This is a genomic window from Candidatus Lariskella endosymbiont of Epinotia ramella (assembly GCF_964019805.1).
Taxonomy (GTDB): Bacteria; Pseudomonadota; Alphaproteobacteria; order Rickettsiales; family Midichloriaceae; genus Lariskella.
In genome coordinates, this window is sequence record NZ_OZ026472.1 from 26,032 (window position 1) to 50,140 (window position 24,109).

Genomic DNA, 24,109 nt, shown 5'->3' on the forward strand with positions numbered 1-24,109 from the left:
TATATAATGTTTCCTAAAAATATGATAGGCGATTATATACTCAAAGAATACGAAGAATTAGATAGCACTCAGCTTGAGGCAAAAAGGCTACTCTCAAATTCTCCCAGCGCACAAACAACCATCATATCAACTAAAAGACAATTATCAGGGAGAGGACGCTACGAAAGAGTTTGGCATAGTGATGAAGGAGACGCAATATTTACCATTATAGTATCTCCAAGATGTGCAATTGAAACATGGTCTCAGGTAGCTTATATAGGTGCAATAGCAGTTGGAGAAACGATATTAAGTTACATAAATGATCTTGATGTGACTTATAAATGGGTAAATGATGTACTAGTACAAAGCAGAAAGATTGCAGGAGTTTTATTAGAGGTTTATAATAGCTCTACATTATTGATTGGAATCGGTGTAAATATAGTAAAAAAAGAGCAAATAAGCGGCGTAGCAAAAAAACCTATAAGTATTGAAGATTTAGATATTGTAGTAGATCGGAAAGCATTAATAAATTCTATATTAGACAGATTTTTTTCTGTACTAAGAGCTTGGGAATGTTATGGTTTTACTCCAGTGCGTGAAATGTGGATCAAACGCGCACAATCTATCAATTCTGACATAAATGTGCGATTTCTTGATAAAGAAATAAGAGGAAAGTTTATAGACATTGATAAAGACGGTAAATTATTGTTGAATGTTGAAAATTCAGTGAGAATCATCACCGCTGGAGAAGTTTGGAATTAACACTGTATTTTTAAATGCTGATTTAATAGTTGCTTGTACAAAAATAGATTTACTGGTATAAATCCTTGAACTGTTCTGTAGTCTATAGTATTTCCAGTTGAAAGCTTCTGCATTACATTTCTCAAGCTCTGTTTTGTGGTTTGATTTGCCGATTATATCCAACATCCGGCAAGAAACGTTAAGTTTTACATTTTCTAATGTCATGCTTTTGATTATTCATTGCTTCAAATACATATACAGCAGGTAAATAAAGAGTTGGTATTTATTATATGCACGAAAAGTGAGACTTTAAAAAAGCTAGGAAGAACGTTAGGCGCCGTGTGTATACGAAATATATAATGAGCATTTTTAAAGGCGCCAATTTTGAAAAGTATGGTGAGTATGCATTACTGTAGCATTATACGATGCTCTTGCTTTGAAAAGAGTAAATGTATTGTTTGATTCTACTTGAGTGATAATGAATACATGTTGCTGCAAGTATTGATCGCTTTGGCCAGTACACGTTTTAATAGTTGGTTATTTATAAGAGTCAGTGTGTAAAAAAGGTTATTAGTCATAGAAGGCCTTATCTTTAATAAGGTCGGAGGTATTTAAATGATGAGTTTATTTTATAGCATTTTAGGGTTCTTAGTAGTAGTACTTGTGACTGTCTCTGTACATGAGTTCGGGCATTTTTATGTTGCAAGACTTTGTGGTGTTAAGGTTGATGTTTTCTCAATAGGTTTTGGCAAAGCATTCTATAGATGGATTGATAAGTATGGAACGGAGTTCAGAATTTGTACCGTTCCATTGGGTGGTTATGTGAAGATGTTTGGAGATAAAAATATTGTAAGTGCTCCAGATTTTGAAGCTTTTCAAGATATGAATGAGGAAGAAAAGCGTATATCTTTTTATCACAAGCCTTTATGGAAAAAAGCATGCATTGTCGCTGCAGGTCCTGCTTTCAATTATCTGCTTGCAATAGTTTTGATGAGTCTATTGTTTTCTGTATATGGCAAAGTTTCCACAACAAATCAGATATCAAGCGTAGCAGAGAAGAGTATTGCTAGTTATCTTGGGCTACTCCCTGGTGACACCATTATTTCTATCAACAATCGTACTATAAACGACGTGCTAGATATTAAAAATTCTATAGCAAGTGCTAGAAGTATTTTGGACTTAAAAATTGAAATAATGCGTGATGGTCAGAAACAAATATATGATGTAAAAGAGATTATTGATAGATCGGGAGTAAATTACAATACCATAGATCACTCTATGCTTGGAGTGAATTTTTTAGCTAATCGAAAAGAGGTGAATTTGCTAGAGTCTGTCTTAGCTTCTATTTCAGACGCAATTACTATTTCTTTTGCAATGTTAGAAGGGCTTGTATCCATCATAATTCATGATCACTCTGCATCTGATTTAGGCGGCCCTATTAAAATAGCTCAGTATTCAGGAGAATCGTTGAAGCTTGGTCTAGCGCCAATGATTTGGTTTGTTGCAATGATTTCTTTAAATTTAGGATTGGTTAATTTGCTTCCAATTCCTATGCTAGATGGCGGACACTTGTTGTACTATCTGATAGAATCCGTTACTGGACGCTCAATTTCGCAAAAAATGCAAAAATTTTGTGGGCATTTAGGATTTTTTATACTCATTGCACTTATGTTGTTTGCTACTTTTAATGATATTAGAGGACTGATTCGTTGATCATGCGAAGTGTTAAAAAATGTCTTATTGTGTTGCTGTCACTGTTTTCACTTTATTCAATTGCATTAGCAAATAGTGGAAAGATAACTGCTATTGAAATAAGCGGGACAGAAAGGCTTTCTAAAGAAACAGTGATTGCATATTTAGAGTTTAGGCTCCCAATGCAGTATGATCAAGATAAGATTGACACCGCAATACGTAGGTTATTTGAAACGGGGCTTTTCGCTGACGTTGATGTGAAGCAAGTAGGTAGTGCTCTACATATTGCAGTAGCTGAAAATCCTATAGTATATCGAGTAGCGTTTGAGGGCACCTCAAGTACGGATGACGAAATGATGCGAAAAGAAATCTCACTGCTCCCAAGAAGCATTTATTCGCTTGCGAAACTACAGAATGACATCAGAAAAATAGTCGCAATATACCGTTCTAAAGGTTATTACTCAGTAAAAGTTGACCCTCAGATCGTGAAATTGTCACAAAATCGAGTAGATCTAGTCTACAAAATAAAGAAAGGCTCAAAAGCGAAGATCATGCAAATCAACTTCGTTGGCAATAAGGAAGTATCAAGCGCAGAGCTTGAATCTATTATTCTCTCCAAAGAATATGCTTGGTATAGAATATTGAATCAATTTGAAAAATATGAACCTGATAGATTAATACTTGATCAAGAATTACTGAGAACGCATTACATGAATCTTGGTTTTATAGATTTTCATGTAATTTCTGTTACATCTGAGCTATCTCAGAATAGAGATTCTTTCATAATAACATTCAACTTGCATGAAGGAGATCGCTATAGAATAAATGATATTGAAGTACAAAGTCATATTCCAGGTTTTGATAACACGTTATTGAGAGAGAAAATAAAAATAGAAAAAGGAAGTATTTTTAAACAAGCAAGTATCGAGAATGCTACTGATGTATTGACAAAGTACTTTGGAGAACACGGATATGCTTTTGTTAACGTTGATTATGATTTGGATAGAGTGGATAAAAATCTATCCAAATTTGTAAATGTTAAGTTCAATATCAACAAGAGCAAGAGAATATACATAAATAAAATAAATGTGTTTGATAATGTTATCACAAGAGATAGAGTGATACGTCGAGAATTTAGAATAAGCGAAGGAGATCCTTATAATGTTTCATATATAAATCGCTCTAAACAGCGTGTTACTAACCTTGGTTACTTCAGTATGGTTGACTTGTCTAAATCAAAAACTGAGTATCTTGACCGTGTTGATATTGATGTTAGAGTAAAAGAAATCGAAACTGGTTCTTTTAGATTCGCACTCGGATACAATTCACAAACTGGCCCAAGTTTGGGAGTACTAGCCTCAGAGTATAACTTTCTTGGGAAGGGCCAAATATTAACTTTTGATTTTAATTATGGTACAAAAACAACGGATGTATCCTTTGGTTTTGCAGAACCCTACTTCTTAGGAAAAGAACTAAGAACGGGCTTTGATGTATTTGCTAATAGCTTAGATCTCACAGACGGAAGTGCATATAAAGACTCAAAATATGGAGCTTCTTTCAGCGCTACTTATGCGCTAAGGGAGTATTTAGCTCATTCTTTGGGTTATACGATCTCAAAGCGTCAGGTAAATCCTGCCAAGGATGCAACTTCTTTAATAATTCAAGATGCAGCTGGAGAGACGATAGTCTCATCAATTAATCAATCTTTTATTTATAATAGGCTTAACAGTAATATTTTTCCTACCAGTGGCTATATCATAAAATTATCACAGGAGTTTGCGGGCCTTGGCGGAGATGCTAGATATTTAAAAAATCAGATCTCTGGAAGCACTTATTGGACTTTATATCGTAAAGGTGTAATATTGCAGTTGTTTGCTAAAGCAGGAAACATACTAGGAATTGGAGATAAACCAATTAAGTTAGTTGATAATTATCGAATTGGAAAGCAACAAATAAGGGGCTTTGCAGATTATGGTATAGGTCCAAGAGATGTAGCGCGTGATAAAGATGGTAAAATGCGCTTAGATGCAAATGGCAATCCAGTATACACTGATGCACTTGGTGGTAAATACTTTTACTATGCGACTGCTGAGGTAACCTTCCCGCTTGGTTTCCCTGAGGAAGTTGGGATACGCGGAGCTATATTTTTTGATGCTGGAGATTCTTGGGGTGTAGATGTTGCCTGTAAGAGCAGCGATGATTCCAGCAATGATTTATGTAGACAGCAATATGAACAAGCAAAAAAGCTAACTGATAAATCTGCACTTAGAACTTCATTTGGCATTGGTATATCATGGGCTTCTCCACTGGGGAATATAAGATTAGATTATGGTATTCCAATTAGTGCTCAACCTTTTGATCAGAAAGAAAGGCTAAGGTTAACGTTTGGTTACGGTGCTATGTAGATGAATAAAAACTTAATGTTTGATAGTATATTTTTTGAGAAAAAAGCTCCCTCTAATAGACAGCTTAGAGTTTCGCAGGCTATTAAGAATGAGTTATCTATTATGCTAGTTTCTGGCGCATTATTTCATCCAGAAATAGAAAATACATATCTTACTATTGCTCACGTAAAAATTACTCCTGACCTGAGGCTTGCAACTATATACATCGCGGTGCATGATGATTCCAGAACTCAAGCTTATCTTGAAGCTTTACGTCTGCTTGTGCCAAATATGCGTAGAGTAATTGGCAGCAGTATCAGACTTAAATATACACCTGAAATTAAGTTACGTTCAGTATCTTACGCTGAGTCAATAGTGCATCACACATGATTTTATGTTGTATAAAGCATCATATTTTTCAATACCTTTTTTATGCTCAAGCGTTTGAGAACCTGTAACTTTTGTAATCACATGTTCACTACTCAGTGAAATTCTATTCGATTATACAGTAAAATTGCTTCAAGACATTGTATAGCGTGAGTTGCTGGTTAATTGATTGCTGTTGGAATAGGTTTTTACTCTATCCGCCAAAAATTGATTTGCTGTGCTAATTTTTGGCAGACGGACGAAGTAATATGAAAAATGAAGCAAAAAAGGTCTGCGCAAGTGGCTTTATGAGTAGTGCACACATAATGCGTCTCCTATCTTTCCTAGCTCCTTTTGAAGTCTAACTTTGTATATACGCAAGTTAAATACTAACTCTTCATTTACCTGCGGACTGGCATTGTTGCATAATGAGACTATTTCATTATTGGTACATATATAAAATGCTAAAGCTTCTCACTTCAAGAAGCTTTAGAAGATATAAGAATGAAGTCTTTTTTCAAGAGATTTAGAGTGCTTACCTTAATAATCATCTCAATTTGTCTTTTAATATCGCATTTGGCAACAAAATATCTGCCAAAAGCCCGCTTAAAACTGGCTTGCATGGCATTATGTAACAATGCCCGATAACCTTTAGAGCCTTGCAAAGCTCAACTATCTGAAACCGAGCCTTTTCCATTAGATGACAATCATGGAAATGCTTTATATGCTTTGGCTGAACTGTCGTGTCAATAATCATGGCTGCCAAATCTTTTTTTTAACTGTGCCAATCCTACAGCCTATTCTGACCACCTCCTTTAATATCTCACGACAACCAGATTCTCACAGATCTTGACGAAATCTTCTTATGCAACTGTCAGATACAATTATGTCATTTTTGAAATAGTCATATCCACAAAAATACTGCCAATATGCATTTTCCTGAAGGCCACTCCTCGGTATAACAATCAGAGGCGTTTGAAATGGCTTTGCAGCATAAACAACCCTAGCATAACACGACGGTCTTTACGGCTTCTACCATATCGTTTCGCAGAAACTTTACCAAAAATTCGCTCCTAAAAGAGCACATCAATCAACTTTCGATCTTAATATATTCTACTTTGAGTATCATTAATTTTCACTTCTTCTGCTTGCATATAATACAAATCCGTAAGGTTTTTGGGTCTTTTATAACATTTTCTTACGGATTTAAAATACTATTTTAGCGCTCCAAGCACTATTTTATGCCTCTTCTGAGGCTTTTTGCGCGCATACTATTTTTTGGCAGATAGACGCTAGAAAGTATAAAGTGGTTTGCTAAAAAGCCATAACTTACTTCATCTTAGTTATCTGTTTTGCATCAATTTCAATTGAATTCCAATCTCTATCTACTTTCCCTCTCACTTCTATCTTATCGTCTGGAGTAATTACCTGACCGAGCCATAATTTATGATCAATATCCATATTAATAGAACCAGTACTATCACTGAATATGTAATTATCTCCACCTATATGTTTGATAATATTACCTTGTAATATTACCATAGTATCATCACTCATTGTTTTAGCTTGCTCAACAGTAATCACTTGCGCAATAGCAGTGGGTCCTGCAAAACCACCCCCTACTACGTAATCTTGCTTAGCAAAGGCATATGTGCTATAAAGCATCATTAACATAAATAAAATAATTCTTCTCATAAGTACCTGCTTTATTATTTTCTTTTTTATTATTAAAAATAACCATTATGTTGATATTTGGATCTTGTTTCAGAACATAATATTTTGGTGGTGGCGCAGAATTACAACCACCCACGCTGATTCCATGTAAGGTTTTAGAATCTACTGGTTCCACATGGCAAATGACATTTTCCATTCATAGTAGTGTAACATTTTATTCTTCTAATATCAATATAAAGCAATCTTATGCGACAATAGAGCGAGATGCTGGTGATATCTGAACGGTTTATTACATGTAAAAGAGCATAGATTTATAAGGTTTGTGAGGATTTAATGACTTGTTCACAGGAGGTACATAAATCGCAAGGAATAGTACTTGACATTATATAGATAGCTTTATACAATACACAACTCTTTGTTGAGTAAATTCTTGTGTTTTTTCTGCACTTCGCTTGCACTTGCCTAGTTCTATAAATAAATTTCTACATTACAGATTATAGTAATGATCAGACTGTTACAACCATTTAATTGTCAGGTAGATTAGTATGATGGAATCAAGAGTTGAAAGTATGATACCTTTTTCCTTAGCTGAAGTAATAACGCCCTGTTATAAGAATGTTCAAGATAGTGTTTACGCTGTTATGCCAGCCTTTATAGCTTTAGCAACAGGACATCTTTTTGGTAGTGCGAATTTCATGACTTCTACACAGTCACTTTTGGATAGTGTAATTGCTACTCAATTAGCATTGTCAGTGTTAGAGCCAGGGCTGCTTTGGTTAAATGGATTTGATAATACTGAAGCGCTGAATAAATGTGCTGAAGAGCGTGATATTCTCTCTAGATGTGTTGTGTCTAAAGCATTATTAGAAAATCTGCCTATAGCTACTATGACACTCATATCTTGGGATTCTCTCGGTAGCGTAGAGCCAGAGACCAGCCTTGTAGCATATGCTTTACAAAAAGGTGTATCGACAGGAGCAATAGGTTTGCCAATAGGATGTGTTTTGAGTGGTTATATACCGACAGTTTTAGACTCTGCTATATGGTCCACGCGCTTCATCTTCAAGTTTGCTGCACTTGCAAAAACTAAAGAAGTATTGGAAGCTAATATTGCTTTAAACCCAGTGATGCTAAACTCTGCAATATATCTTGCATATTTTGCTATTGGAAAAGTTTCGCAGGAGATATTTCATGAATCCAAACTATATTTTCAGGAATTAACACCACATGAAGGTAACATAGGCGGTATTAATACACTAAATTACCGTCTTGCTGCGGATTTTATGCCAGGCAATGAGATAGCTTCTTATATTTCTGCTATAGTTATAGAGACTGTTGATGGTATGCTACGTCACAGCTTGCAAAGATCTGAGACTACTAATCATGCTACTTATGACATCACTAAGTATGTTACTTATGACCTTAATGATAATGCTACTTGTGATATCACTGAGTATGTTACTTATGACCTTAATAATAATGCTACTTGTGATATCACTGATAATGCTACCAATCAAGAAACAGCTGTGTCTTTGTGGTTCGGTGATGTGTAAGAAAGAGCAGTATGTGTTTGTTAATAACTTTGCGAGGATTTGGAGGGTACAACATATTTAGTCTATCCGTCAAAAATTTATTTGCGTAGCAAAGCAAGTTTTGGCGCGCGTACTACAAACATTTTTCCCATTTTGCCATAAAAAGTCCATCCGCCAAAAGTATGGATTTTAGCTTTTGAAATGCCTTGTTACAACTTTATATTGTGTGTTTTGCTGCTCATGTAATGGTACCTGTGTCAATTTATTGTGATTTTTTATGGCAGAACGGGAAAAATGTCTGTAAGGCGTTCAAAATGCTGCGTTTTAAGCATGCGTCCTCTATTGCCACTTTGTAGCATTTGATTTTGATATGTTTAAATTCAGGTGATTAGCCAGATAAGGTGCGCTCTATCGCCTTCAGATTCATGCCTATGGCTGATATGAATGGATTTATTATATCTCCTATTATACCTCGCAGATAATTACGTCCAAGACGACCAAAATGCTTCAAATGTCCGATTATAGGCTCAATTGCACTTCTTCGCTTCATCATCTTTTTATCAGCAAAACTAAGGCTTTTCTTGGTATATGGCGTATATACTTTGCTTTTGGACTTTAAATTATTACCTCGGTAACCAAGGTCCACAAATATCTTTTTGGGATCTTCTGCAACCTTTTTCACCTCATCAACCATCTCAGATAGTGTATGTCCATCGTATGGATTTCCATGAAATGACTTTATTCCAACTATGAAATTACCTCTGCCACTCACCGCTATACCAACCTTGTTGCCGAATTCGTATGGTTTGTGCAATTTGCCTTTGCCTATGCACTCAACAGCAGGTTCATGGAAACTATATAGTACCTTATTTTCTTTTTTGTAATCCTCTTTGGCACGTTTGCAAAGTACAGATTGATTATAGATCATATTAGCTTTTTCTAGAATTGCTGCGGCTTCTGGTGAAATAGTCAATGACAGTTTTGCAATACCACGATGGCAAAATCTTATTAGACGGCCAAGCCTGCTTTTCAGCTTCTTCATCTGATTAATCCGCTTTTTGGACTTGCTATCATCACGATATTTCCAAACCTTCATTATTCCACGCTTGTAGTACTTTGCATATGTATCATTTAGCGATATACCTTGATCCTTGCAAAGCTCAACTATCTGAAAACGCGCCTTTTCCATTAGATGACAATCATGTGGATGTTTTATATGCTTTGGCTGAACTGTCGTATCAATAATCACGGCTGCCAAATCTTTTTTTTAACTGTGCCAATCTTACAGCCTATTCTGACAAGCTCCTTTAATATCTCACGACACCCAGATTCTCCTAAAGCTTGACGAAATCTTCTTATGCAACTTTCAGATACAATTATGTCATTTTTGAAATAGTCATATCCACAAAAATACTGCCAATAGGAATTTTCCTGAAGCTCCTCCTCAGTATAACAATCAGAGGCACTTGAAATGGCTTGCAACATAAACAAACCAAGCATAACACGACGGTCTTTACGGCTTCTACCATATCGTTTCACAGAAACTTTACCAAAAATTCGCTCATCAAGACCACACCAATCAACTATCGATCTTAATTTATATAACTTGTGTTTGGGATTCAAACTATTAGATAATCTCTCCTCAAATATTCTACTTTGAGTATTATTAATTTGCACTTCTTCTGATGGCATATAATACAAATCCGTAAGTTTTTTGGGATATTATAACATTTTCTTACGGATTAAAAACACTATTTTGATACTCTAAACATTATTTTATGCCTCTTCCAAGACTTTTGGTGCGTGTACGCTCTACCATATGCTCTAAATATACGGTTATCAACACCAGATTCATCTATATAAACTATAGTAGAAGTATTTATAGATGAGATTCTTTCTTTGAATGCAGACCTCTTAACTTCATCACGTTCTTTGTATAGTGTGATCTTTTTTTAGCGTAATTTTCAATCGCTTTAAATACTTCCATACCTTTGAAGAATGTAGTCCAACGCCTAACCCTATCTCCCTTAGCGTATCATCAGGGCGAGCCTTGATGTAATCCAATATGACTTTATCTAAAAACCTTCCTACTGTAATTGCTCCTTTGTTTGGGGCGCAAAGAACCTGAACGATGAAGACGTAGCAAGCGATATACTGTATCAAGACCTATAGCAAAGGCAGCAGAACTCTTACTACCTCCTCGCTCAATAGACCTCTTGCATAACCATATAAATTGATTAAAATCCTTGATTTTATCAAGGATAACATGAAGTTTGAAAACATCAAAGATGAATACGCAGAAGAGTTTCGCAGGCTTACTGGCATTAAACGAGGAACGTTTGAAGTTATACTAAGTATATTAAAAGAAGCTGAAGCTATTTTAAAGTCTCAAGGTGGAAAACCCAATAAATTGGCTTTAGAAGATCGATTACTCATGACGCTTGAGTACTTGCGTGAATACAGGACATATTTTCATATTTCCCGCAGTTATGGAATAAGTGAAAGTGCCTGTTATCGTAATATACGTTGGATTGAAGATACTCTAATTAAAGATAAACGATTTTCACTACCTGGACGTAAAGCATTACTAAAAAGCGATTCTGAATACGAACTTGTGTTAATTGATGCTACTGAAACACCGATAGAACGACCTAAAAAAAACAGAAGCACTTTTATTCGGGAAAAAAGAGGCGACATACTCTAAAAACTCAGCTTATTGTGGATAAAAGGAAAAAAGAAATCATTTGCACTAATTTTTCTAATGGCAAGCGTCATGATTTCAGGTTATTTAAAGAATCCGGAGTTCACATCCACCCTGAGATTAAAGTTCTTACAGATACTGGTTATCAAGGCATTGATAAGTTGCATTATAATTCAGAGTTACCAAAGAAAAAGACAAAAAAGCGACCACTAAGCAGGAAAGATAAAAAGAAAAATCGTCAATTGTCTAGTGAACGTGTTTTAAATGAAAACGTCATAGGCATGATCAAACGATTTAAAATTATCGCTGATCGTTATAGGAACAGAAGAAAACGATTCGGTTTAAGGTTTAATTTACTTGCTGGTATCTATAACTTTGAGCTTTAAATAGGTTATGCAAGAGGTCTAATATATGAAATAACCTTTTCTCTTAACTCAAGTGAATACGGCCCATATAACTCAATAACATATCTCTTATTTATTTCACAGATAATATAACATTATCTTTTATTAATTGATAGGAGATATACTATAGAAGCATTATATATGTTAAGTTGTAAGCATTGTGGCAGCATAGAAAATACAAAGAATGGCTATATTAAAGTGCGTCAGATGTATAAGTGCCGAGGGTGTCAAAAGACCTATAAATCTGGAGATATGAGAGTAAAGTATAGCCTTGATAAAAAGATGAAGGTTGCAGGCATGTATCTGTAGGGAGTTGGAATTAGATCAATAGAGAGATTAGAAAAGGTCTGGAGTCCACTTATAATAAAGTGGATTAGAAGGTTTTTGCAGATTCTCAAACAAAAACTAAATGAAGTATCTATACCGTAAGATGTCAAGTAAATCTCAATTATTGAGCTTGATGAGCTTTTTAGTTACCATCAAAAAACTAACAAAGTCTACATTTGGCTTGCTGTTGATAGGGACAGAAATAAAGTTGTTGATTTTGAAGTGAGCATTGTCAGGGATTTTGCATCCTATCTTCCGATTGCCATGCTATTACAAAGTAGCTATGAAATAGAGATATCATGCAGTGACCAACGACGTTTACGAAAAATTTAGGATTGCTAAAAAACACTATTCTACTAAGGCAGAAACGTCTTTAGTGGAATCATTCAACTCATTAATACGGCACTATTTAGCCAGGTTTCATCGTAAAACCAAACGTTACAGTAAGGCTATAGATATGATCTATAACTCTATCCTAATGCTTTTTAATAAAGACTTGCTGATATCTATCTTTAGTTAGCAATGCCTTTTTATTGCTCAGCTGATGGTATCTGTGTCAATTTATTGTGATTCTTTATGGCAGAATGGGAAAAATGCCTGTAAGGCGCGCAAAATGCTGCGTTTCAAACATGCACCCTACGTTGCTACTTCATGGCATTAGCCATAAGAAAACTGAGCAGCAAGAAGCAAGTAATAATAGAACAAAAGTAATAATAGAACAATAAAAGCTTAAGACGATGGCGATTTAGATTGTTTAACCAATTGTCTTTAAGGAGGTAATCCAGCCGCAGGTTCCCCTACGGCTACCTTGTTACGACTTCACCCCAGTCATCAATCTTACCGTGATAAGCTGCCTCCTTGCGGTTAGCCCACCTATTTCAGGTAAAATCAACTCCCATGGCGTGACGGGCAGTGTGTACAAGACCCGGGAACGTATTCACCGCAGCGTGCTGATCTGCGATTACTAGCGATTCCAACTTCATGCACCCGAGTTGCAGGGTACAATCCGAACTGGGATGGCTTTTATAGGTTTGCTCCGAGTCACCTCTTTGCATCTCATTGTAGCCACCATTGTAACACGTGTGTAGCCCAGACCATAAGGGCCATGCTGACTTGACATCATCCCCACCTTCCTCCGGTTTCTCACCGGCAGTTCCCTTAAAGTTCCCAGCTTTACCTGATGGCAACTAAGGGTAAGGGTTGCGCTCGTTGCGGGACTTAACCCAACATCTCACGACACGAGCTGACGACAGCCATGCAACACCTGTGATAGTCCGGCCGAACCGACCAGCTAGTTTCCTAGCCGTACGACTATCATGTCAAGATCTGGTAAGGTTTTTCGCGTAGCATCGAATTAAACCACATGTTCCACCGCTTGTGCGGGTCCCCGTCAATTCCTTTGAGTTTTAATCTTGCGACCGTACTCCCCAGGCGGAGTGCTTAACGCGTTAGCTGCGACACTGAGGAAAACCCCCAACATCTAGCACTCATCGTTTACTGCGTGGACTACCAGGGTATCTAATCCTGTTTGCTCCCCACGCTTTCGTACAACAGCGTCAGTAATCAGCCAGATGGCCGCTTTCGCCACCGGTGTTCCTCCTAATATCTACGAATTTCACCTCTACACTAGGAATTCCGCCATCCCCTCTGATACTCTAGCTTAGTAGTTTTGAAAGCAATTCTTGGGTTAAGCCCAAGGATTTCACTCCCAACTTACTAAGCCGCCTACGTACGCTTTACGCCCAATAATTCCGAGTAACGCTAGCTCCCTTCGTATTACCGCGGCTGCTGGCACGAAGTTAGCCGGAGCTTCTTTTGTAGGTACCGTCATTATCTTCCCTACTGAAAGAGCTTTACAACCCGAAGGCCTTCTTCACTCACGCGGCGTCGCTGGATCAGGCTTTCGCCCATTGTCCAATATTCCCCACTGCTGCCTCCCGTAGGAGTCTGGACCGTGTCTCAGTTCCAGTGTGGCTGATCATCCTCTCAGACCAGCTAAAGATCGTAGCCTTGGTAAGCATTTACCTCACCAACTAGCTAATCTTGCATGGGCTCATCTTGTAGCGATAAATCTTTCACCTCTCGGCAATATACGGTATTAGCTCTTGTTTCCAATAGTTATTCCGTACTGCAAGGTAGATTCCCATGTATTACTCACCCGTTTGCCACTAAAATAATCAGTGCAAGCACCAATTATTTCCGTTCAACTTGCATGTGTTAAGCACGCCGCCAGCGTTCACTCTGAGCCAGGATCAAACTCTCATGTTAAGTATTAGCTTAACGCTAAAATACTCTTACCACCGTCTTATTGCTTGTATTGTCTATTTACACTTTCAAAGAAAAAGCGAGTTAGCTTTAAGTTAGTTATCTTTCAGGCTCGCCATAGGGGTGAATATATGCTATTTACCCGGCACTGTCAAACACTTTTCTTAAGAAACTCGATTATTTTTTTATTGGAATAGAATGGAATATAATACTCCATACTAAAACAACGATATGAATGAGCTATAAAATAAGTCATCAAAAGAATTATACCAAGCATTATAAAGCCAAGAAACATAGCCTGTTGAAATCAAATTATAATGCTCAACATAGCAGTAATAACCAGTATTATTTGTACACAGAAAATAGATAATTAGATCGATAAAAATCTTCAACAAAAAATGGCAAGAACAAACCAACGCTATTCAGCCATGCATTATTTCAAAAATAGCAACACTATCCTAATTGTGACTTTAGAAGATTTATATCGCAGGTAAATGAAGAAGTTGGTCTTGCGGATTTTTATACAAAGCTATGACACTACTGGCAAAACCACTTTCACAGATATTTTTGGCCTGATTTTTCAGTATTACTTAGTTAATTTCTTCGCAAATATATATGATATTTGATTCAGGAATTAAACTGGTACTATAAAAAATCATGCCATTAAAATCCGCGCGGGCGCACTGATGAAGGCAGCGCCATATTTCAAAAAGAGCTAGAAAGAATTAAGGAAGTATGTGTATAATCAATACATCGCTAGCGGTCTTTAAGACGCCAATTTTGAAAAGTATGACGAAACAAATAAGTTGAGGGTATAGCGCAGTACAGGCCATAGATGCGCAAGCAACTGCTTGCTACTAAACGTACGCAAACAAAAGTAGTAGCTTAAGATATGAAGTGACAGATAGAATATAAGGAGAATAGCGCATCTACCTATTCCGCTATTCTATAGTCTTGCAAGATTGAAATTATCTTTTCTTTAGCAACATCTAATTCCATCCCACTTGCAACCGCATATTCGCGAGCAAGACGATCTAACGCAGCATCGTATATTAATTTCTCACTATACGATCTCTCTTGGTCACTGATTTGCCTATACAGATCCCTAACCACCTCAGCAATAAGCTTGATATCTCCAGAATTTATTTTCTGCTCATACTCCTGCGCACGCTTACTCCACATATTTTTGTTCATTTTAGCTGCACTTCTCAGAACAGATATCACATTTGCAAAATCCTTCTCCGAACTTAAATGACGCAACCCAGTCTTAAGAGCTCTGGATTTTGGAACTCTAAGCACCATTTTGTCCTTTGCAAATGAAATCACATAAAGTTTGGTCTCTATTCCACCAATCAACTCTACTTCCTCACCTGTAATCTGACCAACACCATGCGTTGGATAAATCACAGGATCACCAATTCGAAATACTTTAGTCTCAGATGTTTTCATTATCACCACACTCTGCTAATTTCTTGCTGTTTATAAAATAACCTGAGTCATTATAACACAAGTACAGCAATAATACAAACTCGACTAAACAATTGAAAACATATGTGCAGAATAATGTAATATTTTAAAGTTTTCACCGCAAACTGACTCAATCCTGCAGATGTGCACCTAGAGCACAACTACAAGACAAACAACAAAAACACAAGCAGTATAGTACCGAACAAAATGATCTACAACTTGCACCATATATGCCACAGTTAATCAGAAAAATTTTCTGGCGCTTTATCTATTTCAACGAAACGACCAGCTCTTACTTCATATATTGAAAATAATCTAGAAGTGAAGCCATCTTCGGTAAATTTAAACACACCAGTTGCACCTTCAAAACCATTGCCATTCATTAAACTTCCAGAATTTAATTGTATATCAGCATCAGATTGTGTACTAACACCAGCTATTAAAGCAACAGCATCGTATGCAATAGACGCATTTCTTGGAGGCACATAACCAAACCTACTTTTAAACCTTTGTTCAAATGCAATCTTCATATTCTGTGGCGAATCTGTTATCCATGCCCCTTCTAGATCTGGAAGGCTTTTTGTAGGATAATTCATCCAAAGAGAAGTACCAAGCTTCTTCAACTGCAGCAGATTCTGCCCACCAACTAATTTGACATTTTCTGCGACATAGTCCAGCCTTGGGCCACCCTCAGGGATTAACAATGCAACATTCATAGATTTATCTTCAGAACGCTTAGCAGCTTGTTGTTTGTAAAGATCCGCCACTACATTTTTCACCTCTAAGACTGCTTGATTAAAACTAGCATCTTTATCATTTCCATCAACATCATATGTACGAACACCAAGCAGATTTACTCTTGTTTTATTGTCATATAAATCCTTATATATACCTTGCCCGTATTGTGTATTAGGTAAAAGCGCATAAATATCAGTATATCCTTGAGACTTCGCATACTGCATTAATCTATCTACCTGCTGCTTTGGAACAAAATCTAAAAAGTATAGACCAGGATATTGTGAAATCTCATCTTGCCCTCCAAGCGCCATGATCAAAACGTTACGATCTTTAGCATATTCTTGATAAACAAGCTCAGCTCTTTCTCTATTGAGAGGGCCAATTATCACATCGATTTCCTGACTCTTTAATTTAGCAATCGCTTTCTTCATGCTTTGCTCATCAGAACCTGTGTCGATTGATACCAGATTAACCTTCTTTACATTTAAATCCTCAAGCGCTAAATAAGCAGCATCCTGCATACCACGGCCATCAGACTTATCAACTGAAATTGGCGCCATTATAGCAACATTTAGATTTGTTTTTTTTATAACAAAATCTTTTCTTGGTTTAAATTGATTAGCTGCTGTAGAAAGTGGAGTTGGCGCTGCAGATGATGTACTCTCTTTACCTGCCGCATTAGTTTTCCCAGATGAAGCACTACTCTTTGTAGCAACACTCGGCTTACCCTTACTTTTGCTTTTAGAAGGTTGATGCACACTCTCTTTAGTGTTAACATCCTTTTTGCCAAAAGGCATATGATCACAGGCGCTAAGTGCTAGACAAATAAACACAGCACATAGCATGCCTTTGTAAACGTTAAGATTTCGCATGACTGATAAGATTTTAGGTTATTTATGGTTGAGTATAGCCGCATCAAAGTTGTAACACAAGGTGATAAATTGGTGGATAATAGACCATTAGAAAGTGGAATGTATATAGTAGCAACACCGATAGGGAATATGAGAGACATTACGCTGAGAGCTCTTGATACGCTGAATGCCGTAGATCTCATAGCTTGCGAAGATACAAGAGTGACAAATAAATTACTATGTTATCATAATATTAAAAAATCACTTTTGGTATATAATGATCATTCCTCTCAATATGAAAGAGATAAAATTGTTCATTTAATACAAAGCGGAAAAAGCATTGCGCTTGTCTCAGATGCTGGATCACCACTCATAGCAGATCCTGGCTTCAAGCTTATTAGGTTACTCAAACTATCAAATATAAATATTGAGGTGATACCTGGTCCCTGCTCTTTAATTGCCGCACTTTCAATATCTGGACTTGCAACTGATAGATTTTTATTTTGTGGCTTCGTAAGCAAAAAAAAATCTGAAATCAGAAAAGAATTTGAAGCAGCCAAGGAAGCTTGTGCAACATTAATATTTTTTGTCACAGCAAATGATCTAACAAGTATTCTAGCAGAAGCTATAGATATTTTTGGTGACAGAGAGTGCACCGTTGTGCGAGAATTAACTAAAGTGTATGAGGAAAGTAAGCTTGGCACACTCTCTGAAGTTTTAACCTTTTACCAGATCAATGCACCACGTGGGGAACTGATACTTTTAATTTCTGGGAAAGAGAAAGCAACAGAAGATACTCAAGAATTCGCTAAGCAACTTTTAATATGTTTATCAAACGAAATGACTCTTAAGGATGCTGTAACAGAAGTAGCTAAACAGTGTAATATACAAAAGAGAGAAGTTTATAAAATGGCTCTTGCATTAGGGATATTTGAAAGACAACAAACTGACCAGCAAAAAGTTATCTAGCATTATTTCTGCAGTTAATGATCACTAAACAGAATTTCTTGAAGATATTTATTATTCAGTTTAATTCTCACATATTTATGCAAGAAGAACCTTATAATGTGATCTATATACTAATTAACACTAAATATCTACTTGGCAATAATTGCCCTACAGTCGCCTTAAAAATTATAAAACAATCCTTTAATCATATAAAACGAAATCAAGATGTTAAAAAAAACTAAGAAAGTTTTTATATCTGTTGGAGAGGCATCAGGCGATTTGCTTGGCTCTAAACTGATGATGGCTATGCGCGGTAAATCCGCTCATATTACAGCAGAAGACCATACTGGCACCAACAAGCCTAGTTATAGCTCTGGCATGTCAGCTTGCCAAGCAACAGAAAACTATGACATACCAATAGAGTTCTCTGGTATAGGTGGATATAAAATGGAAGAACTGGGAATTAAAAGCTTGTTCTCTATGCATGAGCTTTCAGTTATTGGGTTTTTAGAAGTAATCCCAAGAATTTATAATATACTCAAGAGACTGCAACAAACCGTAGACTTCATATTAGAATCAAAGCCAGATATGATCATCACAATAGATTCTCCCGGCTTTCATTTTAGACTTGTGAAGCAATTACGCAAACTTGATGTAAAGATACCGATTATTCACTATATCGCTCCAACAGTTTGGGCCTATGCACCAAAAAGAGCTCAAATAGTAAGCAATCTCTACTACCACATTATTTTAATCTTACCATTCGAAAAACAGTATTTTGATGCAGTAGATATTTCATCAACTTTTATAGGACATCCGTCACTTGAAAACGCAAAGCAAGATAAAGAATCTGCAATACATAGAGGAACAAAACAATCTGACGTGCAGATATCCATCATGCTAGGCAGCAGAGATGGAGAAATACAGCGCCACCTACCAGAAATCACAAAAGCAGTCATTGAACTGAGCAAAAAATATGAAAAAAAGTTGACAGTAGTATTTCCAACATTACAGCGCTTTAATTATCTTATACAAAATCACTTCAATGACATTACCGATCAGTTACATGGAGCAACCATTCTGGTCACATCATCAGAAAATACCAAAAATGCACTGATAGCTCATAGCGACGTTGCAATAGTAAAATCTGGAACTTCAGTAATAGAACTACTTAAGTTTGATATACCAATGGTGGTTATATACAAACTATCTTGGCTTACAGCGTTCATTTTAAAGCATAGATTAACAATACCGCACGTAGCACTTTGTAATATAGTAGCAGGAGAAAAAATAGTACCAGAGCTATTGCAGTCTGATATGAATTATAAGAATATAGTAGCAGAAATAGAAATATTATTAAATGACGAGAATGCTAGAGCAAAACAACTAGCAGGATATGACAAAGTGAAGCGTCTTTTGCGCGCAGATCACAGCCCTCAAGCAAGTGAAATCGCTGCAGAACTTGTTCTCTCGATGCTACAGATCTAATCTAGCGCTAGCTTCTGATTAATCACACGCACAAATCGTTGCATCATAATGCTTGTAATGCAAGATTTATGTGAGTCGCAAGTATACTATAAAGTCCATCCGCCAAAAATTTATTTGCGTAACAAATCAACTTTTGTATATATACGCCTAAAAACACTGCTTTCACGAAATCCGCAATGTTTTTGCGTTTTATTATAACATTTTTTTTGCGGTTTCATGCTTGTTTCGAGGCTTTTTGCGTGCGTGCTAGTTGAACAGTGGCATTATGCTAATTTTTTGATGTATAATTTATCAGGTACTTACAAAAATACTACTTAACAAAATCTACAAGGTTTTTTTTGCAATTTGCCATATTTTCTACTGGATTTTATGTGCCTCATAATTTCTTACAACCAACATGAATACTCTATTTCTTAGAGTGATGATGTAGGGGACGAGATCGTTAGATATCCATAGAAAAAGAATTACCACAGCCGCATTTCGCTTTTGCTTTTGGATTTATTACAACAAAGCTTGCGCTTCCCAAATCTTCAACATAGTCAATACTGCAGCCGGAAAGTAGATCAAGTGAAACACTATCTATAACTACTGTAGCTCCGCTGTGTTCAAAAATCATATCATCTTCAGATTTAGTAGCGCCCGCATCAAATATATATTGAAATCCGGAACAGCCTCCACCATCAACAGCGACTCTTAGTACTGGTGGTGTGGAATCAGATTTAGCTATTTCTAAAATTCTTGATGCCGCCGCATCTGTTATAGTGAAAACCATCACTTTCTATTAATAAAATAATTAGAGATGTCTTGTTTACTGTTATATGCAAATATTTCAAGCTTGCTTGTTGCGCTGCTGATTAGTGCATTTATAGATAATGCAAGCTTGCTATTATCTAATCATCAGTGTGCAGCAGATTTTTCGGCAATACAAAGAGTGGTATGCCATTTTACTAGGCACTTTGTTAACAGTGCCTACTTTAGTAGTAGCGCTTACAACATATCTAGTTGTTGCGTCATTTTGAAGACACACGGGACTACCTACTTTGAAAATTGTGTGATACTTCTTCTGGCTCGATTTTCGCACATATGTAGATGAATTGCCAATGGTATTTTATGATTGGCAACTTATATGATCTAGAGGTTTGATAAAATATATAGACAGAGTACTTCTGCGAAGAAGAGGTTTAAACTGTATGGTTTATATAACAATTTGACCTTTTATCACTGTTAGCTTATAGAGTTGCTTAGACAAAAATATCACTCCCTGCAATCGTATTTGCTACTTTGTTTATGTATTATAGAGTATACTCATAATACTTTTCAAAATTGGCCTTAAGGTAAAAGCTTGAATTTATGAGGGCTATTAATAAGACAACTGATATGAAACAAAAGAAAGAGAAGCTATCAACTACGCAGCAGTAGCAGCTTCCTTTTTCGCTATAGCTTTGATGATCCTTTTTTTTAGAACCCTTGCCTCTGGAGCTAATTTAGAGTTAGGTTTTGATAGAAGATATGCGTCAATTCCATGATTATGTTCAACGCTCCTAACGCTGTTTGTAGTCATGCGTAGCGTAACAAACCCTCCAAGGGCTTCACTTATAAGAGAAAAATTTTGCATGTTGGGCAAAAATCTTCTCCTAGTCTTGCGATTTGAATGAGAAACATTATTTCCGCTCAATACACCCTTTTTGGGGTTAATGCTGTCAATTTTTGCCATAACACAAGTAATTAATAAAAACTTAAATTGAAACTGGCTGGGGCGGGTGGATTCGAACCACCGCATGCTGGTATCAAAGACCAGTGCCTTGCCGCTTGGCTACGCCCCAAGATTCTATTGGCGATCGCTCACTGCCCAAAACCGACTAGGTGAAACAAAAGTCGGGCACGAAAAGCTCATGCCCGCAGAGCTTAACCAAATGTAACAAAAGATCGCAACTTTAAAAAACAAAAATGCAATGTGATGAGTAACAACTTTAGAGACGGTCACTCAAAAAAACACAAGCTAAAAGCGTGGCGCACAAAAAGAGAATAGGCCTAAACGCAACGTATATTGACTACCAATATCTAGCTAAACTGTCAACTCATTTTTCTACTTAACGGAATAAAATATTCATTGTGGAAACAGTGATTTTGCCCTCAAAATCGGTCAGTATTAGGCTTGACTCACGCAAATTATTAATGTCATTTATAATCAGCAATGCATCTAAATATTTTGAAAATAGAGTCAGGAGCGGTTTAATTAATGATTTTTGCAAAGGTCGATATGTTGTCACTTGTTACTAAAGTGGCAAAATTGTATTGCGCTCTTGCAGTGCAATAATAAAAGCTGTAACTAAAATAGGTGCGGCTTTTGTTGTAACAAGTTTTCGAAAAATATGTTAAATAGGCCAAATAACCAGCAAATACGATTGCAAAATATTAAAAATGAGCTATTATACTACCCTTGAATTGGTGCAAATCCAAATCTGGTATGGTTCTTGCATACTTGCGAAATTATCAAAAACAGCATAATACTCATATACTAATCAATAGCAAAATCTAAATTAAACCATGTTCTCAAGTCTTGGCGATAGTCTAACAAAAATTTTCGATAGGCTGAAAGGTAATTTAGTACTTTCTGAGAGCAATATTGCTGAAGCTATTAGAGCAATAAGAATAGCATTACTTGAATCTGATGTTGCTCTTTTAGTTGTGAAAGGGGTAATAGAAAAAATTCAACAGAAGGCTATTGGACAGAAAGTTTTAGATAGCGTCTCTCCTGCTCAGATGTTCGTGAAAATAGTACATGATGAACTGATTGCCATAATATCAAGCGAAGATAATAGATTAGACTTCTCTTCAAAAGGTGACCCTGTTGGATTTTTGATGGTTGGGCTTCAGGGTGCGGGTAAAACAACTACTACTGCAAAACTAGCACTTAGGCTGCGTCAGAAGTATAAGAAGAGCGTACTTCTTGTCTCATTGGACACGTCAAGGCCTGCTGCACAAAAACAGCTTGAGTTGCTTGCAAAGCAGCTTAGCATTTCATCGCTGCCAATAATACAGGGCCAAGGTCCTATGGAGATTGCAAAAAGAGCACAAAGCGTTGCAAGAGAGATGAATGCAGATATAATACTGTTTGATACAGCTGGTCGTATGCATACTGATGATGCGCTTATGAATGAGTTAATAAGTTTACAAAAATTCATAGAGCCGAAGGAAGTATTACTTGTAGTAGATTCTATGCTTGGTCAAGATGCAGCAAAAATTGCAAAAACCTTTGTCGAACAAATTGCATTGACTGGCATTATCCTAACAAAAGCAGACGGTGATGCAAAAGGTGGCGCGGCCTTGAGTATGAGAGTGATCACAGGAATGCCAATAAAATTTATGGGTGTTGGCGAAAAACCTGGAGATCTTGAAGAATTTGATCCTGAACGTACAATCAGTAGAATACTTGGCATGGGCGATATAGTAGCTCTTGTTGAGAAAGCTTCGGAAAACATATCTGAGAAAGAAGCAGAAAAGATAGCATCTAGATTCCAAAAAGGCCTTTTCGATATGAATGACCTTGCTGCACAATTAAAAACTTTGCGTAAAATGGGAGGACTTGGTTCATTACTCGGGATGATACCAGGCCTTGGGAAAATCAAACAATCTATGCAAAATGCTAAAATTGATGAACGTGTTCTGTTACATCAGCAGGCTATAATACAATCAATGACTCCATGGGAGAGAAAAAATCCAAAGATGATAAATGCTTCACGCAAACAGCGTATATCTAAGGGTTCTGGGACTAGTGTTCAAGAAATAAATAAGCTAATAAAGCAATGCATTGAAATGCAAGGCATGGTCAAAAAGTTTAGCAAAATGGATCAAGGACAAATGCAAAAAATGCAAAACATGATGAACATTAAATTTCAATGAAGAGATTATTGTGGTATGAGTAACAAACTAAGTGCTGGTAATAAAAATAATACTACAGTGCAAAAAGAAGAAAATAATGATCATCATGAGACATTAAATGATACGGTTAAGAATATGAAATTTGAAGTAGGATCTAAATTGTATGAAGCGCTAAGAGCAAATATAAGGCGCAGAAAGCAACTGCGAAACACAGATCAGAAGTAAGATGCGTTGTCTGATTATTTACTCGGTATTTTTAAAAGTTTTGTTTGTAACTTAATGCTGATTTTTGTCTTTTTACGTAACTTATGACTTGTTGAAGATATCTAAAAACATTGCTAATTTCGTTTTTATCTGTTAGTCAAATTCCTAACCTCGTATGTTCTAAGTTGATTTTAGTGCTTTTTGTTTGTACTTCTTGTGTTATAAGCAGAATTAGCTGATAATCCCACGGGTAGATTAGACTTCTTCTTAAAACTCGATTACAGGTGAGGCAAGTGCAGTGTACACGGAGTGCATGAGTATCCACTTAAAGGCTAAGGATGTGATAAAGCAATTGGAAACTGAAGCAAGCGTTTGAAGAAGAAGTCTATTGTAGGATTATTAAAAAATAAAAATATGATTAAATACTTTTAATTATGCATTTTCATAAATTAGCGCTTTGTGCTCT

22 protein-coding genes, 1 tRNA gene and 1 rRNA gene are annotated in these 24,109 nt (G+C 36.4%); 11 read left to right on the forward strand and 13 right to left on the reverse strand.

The features are described 5' to 3' along the window. Positions 1-6: 6 nt before the first annotated feature. From AACL20_RS00110 to AACL20_RS00125, 4 genes are all read left to right on the forward strand, one after another. Positions 7-741: a biotin--[acetyl-CoA-carboxylase] ligase gene (locus AACL20_RS00110; RefSeq protein ID WP_339052160.1), complete on the forward strand. Its 735-nt coding sequence runs from the start codon at positions 7-9 to the stop codon at positions 739-741. A gap of 594 nt (positions 742-1,335) precedes the next feature. Further along, positions 1,336-2,433, forward strand: a complete 1,098-nt coding sequence (locus AACL20_RS00115) for an RIP metalloprotease (protein WP_339052161.1) — start codon at positions 1,336-1,338, stop codon at positions 2,431-2,433. 29 nt (positions 2,434-2,462) lie between these two features. Next, positions 2,463-4,817, forward strand: coding sequence for an outer membrane protein assembly factor BamA (gene bamA, locus AACL20_RS00120; protein ID WP_339052162.1), 2,355 nt, complete (start codon positions 2,463-2,465; stop codon positions 4,815-4,817). After that, positions 4,818-5,186, forward strand: coding sequence for a ribosome-binding factor A (locus AACL20_RS00125; protein WP_339052163.1), 369 nt, complete (start codon positions 4,818-4,820; stop codon positions 5,184-5,186). Between the two features lie 523 nt (positions 5,187-5,709). Here the strand turns inward: AACL20_RS00125 and AACL20_RS00130 are convergent. The 4 genes from AACL20_RS00130 to AACL20_RS00140 all read right to left on the reverse strand — a co-directional run bounded on the left by AACL20_RS00130 (position 5,710) and on the right by AACL20_RS00140 (position 7,011). Further along, positions 5,710-5,859 carry a hypothetical protein gene (locus tag AACL20_RS00130; RefSeq protein ID WP_339052164.1) on the reverse strand — a complete coding sequence of 50 codons (150 nt, stop codon included), beginning with the start codon at positions 5,857-5,859 and terminating at the stop codon, positions 5,710-5,712. A 143-nt stretch (positions 5,860-6,002) separates the two neighbouring features. After that, positions 6,003-6,131: a transposase gene (locus AACL20_RS06835; protein WP_410519944.1), complete on the reverse strand. Its 129-nt coding sequence runs from the start codon at positions 6,129-6,131 to the stop codon at positions 6,003-6,005. Positions 6,132-6,491: 360 nt separating this feature from the next. Next, positions 6,492-6,857, reverse strand: a complete 366-nt coding sequence (locus tag AACL20_RS00135) for a NirD/YgiW/YdeI family stress tolerance protein (protein ID WP_339052165.1) — start codon at positions 6,855-6,857, stop codon at positions 6,492-6,494. After that, entirely contained in the window at positions 6,817-7,011 is a 195-nt protein-coding gene (locus AACL20_RS00140; protein ID WP_339052166.1) for a hypothetical protein, read from the reverse strand. The genes AACL20_RS00135 and AACL20_RS00140 overlap by 41 nt, the downstream gene beginning before the upstream one ends. Before the next feature lie 466 nt (positions 7,012-7,477). Between AACL20_RS00140 and AACL20_RS00145 the strand changes: the two genes are divergently transcribed. After that, positions 7,478-8,389 (forward strand): hypothetical protein, encoded by a 912-nt coding sequence (locus AACL20_RS00145; protein ID WP_339052167.1) that lies wholly within the window; start codon positions 7,478-7,480, stop codon positions 8,387-8,389. Positions 8,390-8,756: 367 nt separating this feature from the next. Here AACL20_RS00145 and AACL20_RS00150 read toward each other — a convergent pair whose 3' ends face one another. From AACL20_RS00150 to AACL20_RS06840, 3 genes are all read right to left on the reverse strand, one after another. Continuing rightward, positions 8,757-9,557, reverse strand: coding sequence for a transposase (locus AACL20_RS00150; RefSeq protein WP_339051716.1), 801 nt, complete (start codon positions 9,555-9,557; stop codon positions 8,757-8,759). A gap of 56 nt (positions 9,558-9,613) precedes the next feature. Then, entirely contained in the window at positions 9,614-10,060 is a 447-nt protein-coding gene (locus AACL20_RS00155; protein ID WP_339051717.1) for a transposase, read from the reverse strand. Positions 10,061-10,291: 231 nt separating this feature from the next. Continuing rightward, complete coding sequence (locus AACL20_RS06840; protein ID WP_410519911.1) at positions 10,292-10,531, reverse strand: IS630 transposase-related protein; 240 nt, start codon at positions 10,529-10,531, stop codon at positions 10,292-10,294. 103 nt (positions 10,532-10,634) lie between these two features. Between AACL20_RS06840 and AACL20_RS00160 the strand changes: the two genes are divergently transcribed. After that, positions 10,635-11,455 (forward strand): IS5 family transposase gene (locus tag AACL20_RS00160; RefSeq protein WP_339051669.1). Its coding sequence is split into 2 segments (ribosomal slippage): positions 10,635-11,022 and positions 11,022-11,455, totalling 822 coding nucleotides; the frame shifts between segments, so codons are not numbered across the junction. A gap of 159 nt (positions 11,456-11,614) precedes the next feature. Beyond that, positions 11,615-11,782 carry a hypothetical protein gene (locus AACL20_RS00165; RefSeq protein ID WP_339051810.1) on the forward strand — a complete coding sequence of 56 codons (168 nt, stop codon included), beginning with the start codon at positions 11,615-11,617 and terminating at the stop codon, positions 11,780-11,782. A gap of 787 nt (positions 11,783-12,569) precedes the next feature. Here the strand turns inward: AACL20_RS00165 and AACL20_RS00170 are convergent. The 3 genes from AACL20_RS00170 to AACL20_RS00180 form a co-directional block, all read right to left on the reverse strand. Beyond that, a 16S ribosomal RNA gene (locus AACL20_RS00170) occupies positions 12,570-14,068 on the reverse strand. Between the two features lie 930 nt (positions 14,069-14,998). Then, positions 14,999-15,514: a CarD family transcriptional regulator gene (locus tag AACL20_RS00175; protein WP_339042721.1), complete on the reverse strand. Its 516-nt coding sequence runs from the start codon at positions 15,512-15,514 to the stop codon at positions 14,999-15,001. A 257-nt stretch (positions 15,515-15,771) separates the two neighbouring features. Beyond that, positions 15,772-17,067, reverse strand: a complete 1,296-nt coding sequence (locus AACL20_RS00180) for a penicillin-binding protein activator (protein WP_339052168.1) — start codon at positions 17,065-17,067, stop codon at positions 15,772-15,774. Positions 17,068-17,166: 99 nt separating this feature from the next. Between AACL20_RS00180 and rsmI the strand changes: the two genes are divergently transcribed. Together rsmI and lpxB are read left to right on the forward strand one after the other, a co-directional pair. Continuing rightward, a complete protein-coding gene (rsmI, locus tag AACL20_RS00185; RefSeq protein ID WP_339052169.1) occupies positions 17,167-18,090 on the forward strand; it encodes a 16S rRNA (cytidine(1402)-2'-O)-methyltransferase in 924 nt (307 codons plus the stop codon). A 204-nt stretch (positions 18,091-18,294) separates the two neighbouring features. Next, on the forward strand, positions 18,295-19,557 hold the full coding sequence (gene lpxB, locus AACL20_RS00190; protein ID WP_339052170.1) for a lipid-A-disaccharide synthase: 1,263 nt from the start codon (positions 18,295-18,297) through the stop codon (positions 19,555-19,557). A 442-nt stretch (positions 19,558-19,999) separates the two neighbouring features. Here the strand turns inward: lpxB and AACL20_RS00195 are convergent, their stop codons facing one another. From AACL20_RS00195 to AACL20_RS00205, 3 genes are all read right to left on the reverse strand, one after another. Further along, positions 20,000-20,329 carry an iron-sulfur cluster assembly accessory protein gene (locus AACL20_RS00195; RefSeq protein ID WP_339052171.1) on the reverse strand — a complete coding sequence of 110 codons (330 nt, stop codon included), beginning with the start codon at positions 20,327-20,329 and terminating at the stop codon, positions 20,000-20,002. Between the two features lie 633 nt (positions 20,330-20,962). Then, positions 20,963-21,271, reverse strand: a complete 309-nt coding sequence (gene rpmB, locus AACL20_RS00200; RefSeq protein ID WP_339052172.1) for a 50S ribosomal protein L28 — start codon at positions 21,269-21,271, stop codon at positions 20,963-20,965. Positions 21,272-21,305: 34 nt separating this feature from the next. Next, positions 21,306-21,380 (reverse strand) — tRNA-Gln (locus AACL20_RS00205). 724 nt (positions 21,381-22,104) lie between these two features. Here AACL20_RS00205 and ffh point away from each other — a divergent pair. Both ffh and AACL20_RS00215 read left to right on the forward strand, forming a co-directional pair. After that, positions 22,105-23,460 (forward strand): signal recognition particle protein, encoded by a 1,356-nt coding sequence (gene ffh, locus AACL20_RS00210; RefSeq protein ID WP_339052173.1) that lies wholly within the window; start codon positions 22,105-22,107, stop codon positions 23,458-23,460. A gap of 15 nt (positions 23,461-23,475) precedes the next feature. Beyond that, complete coding sequence (locus tag AACL20_RS00215) at positions 23,476-23,664, forward strand: hypothetical protein (protein WP_339052174.1); 189 nt, start codon at positions 23,476-23,478, stop codon at positions 23,662-23,664. The last annotated feature ends 445 nt before the right edge of the window (positions 23,665-24,109 follow it).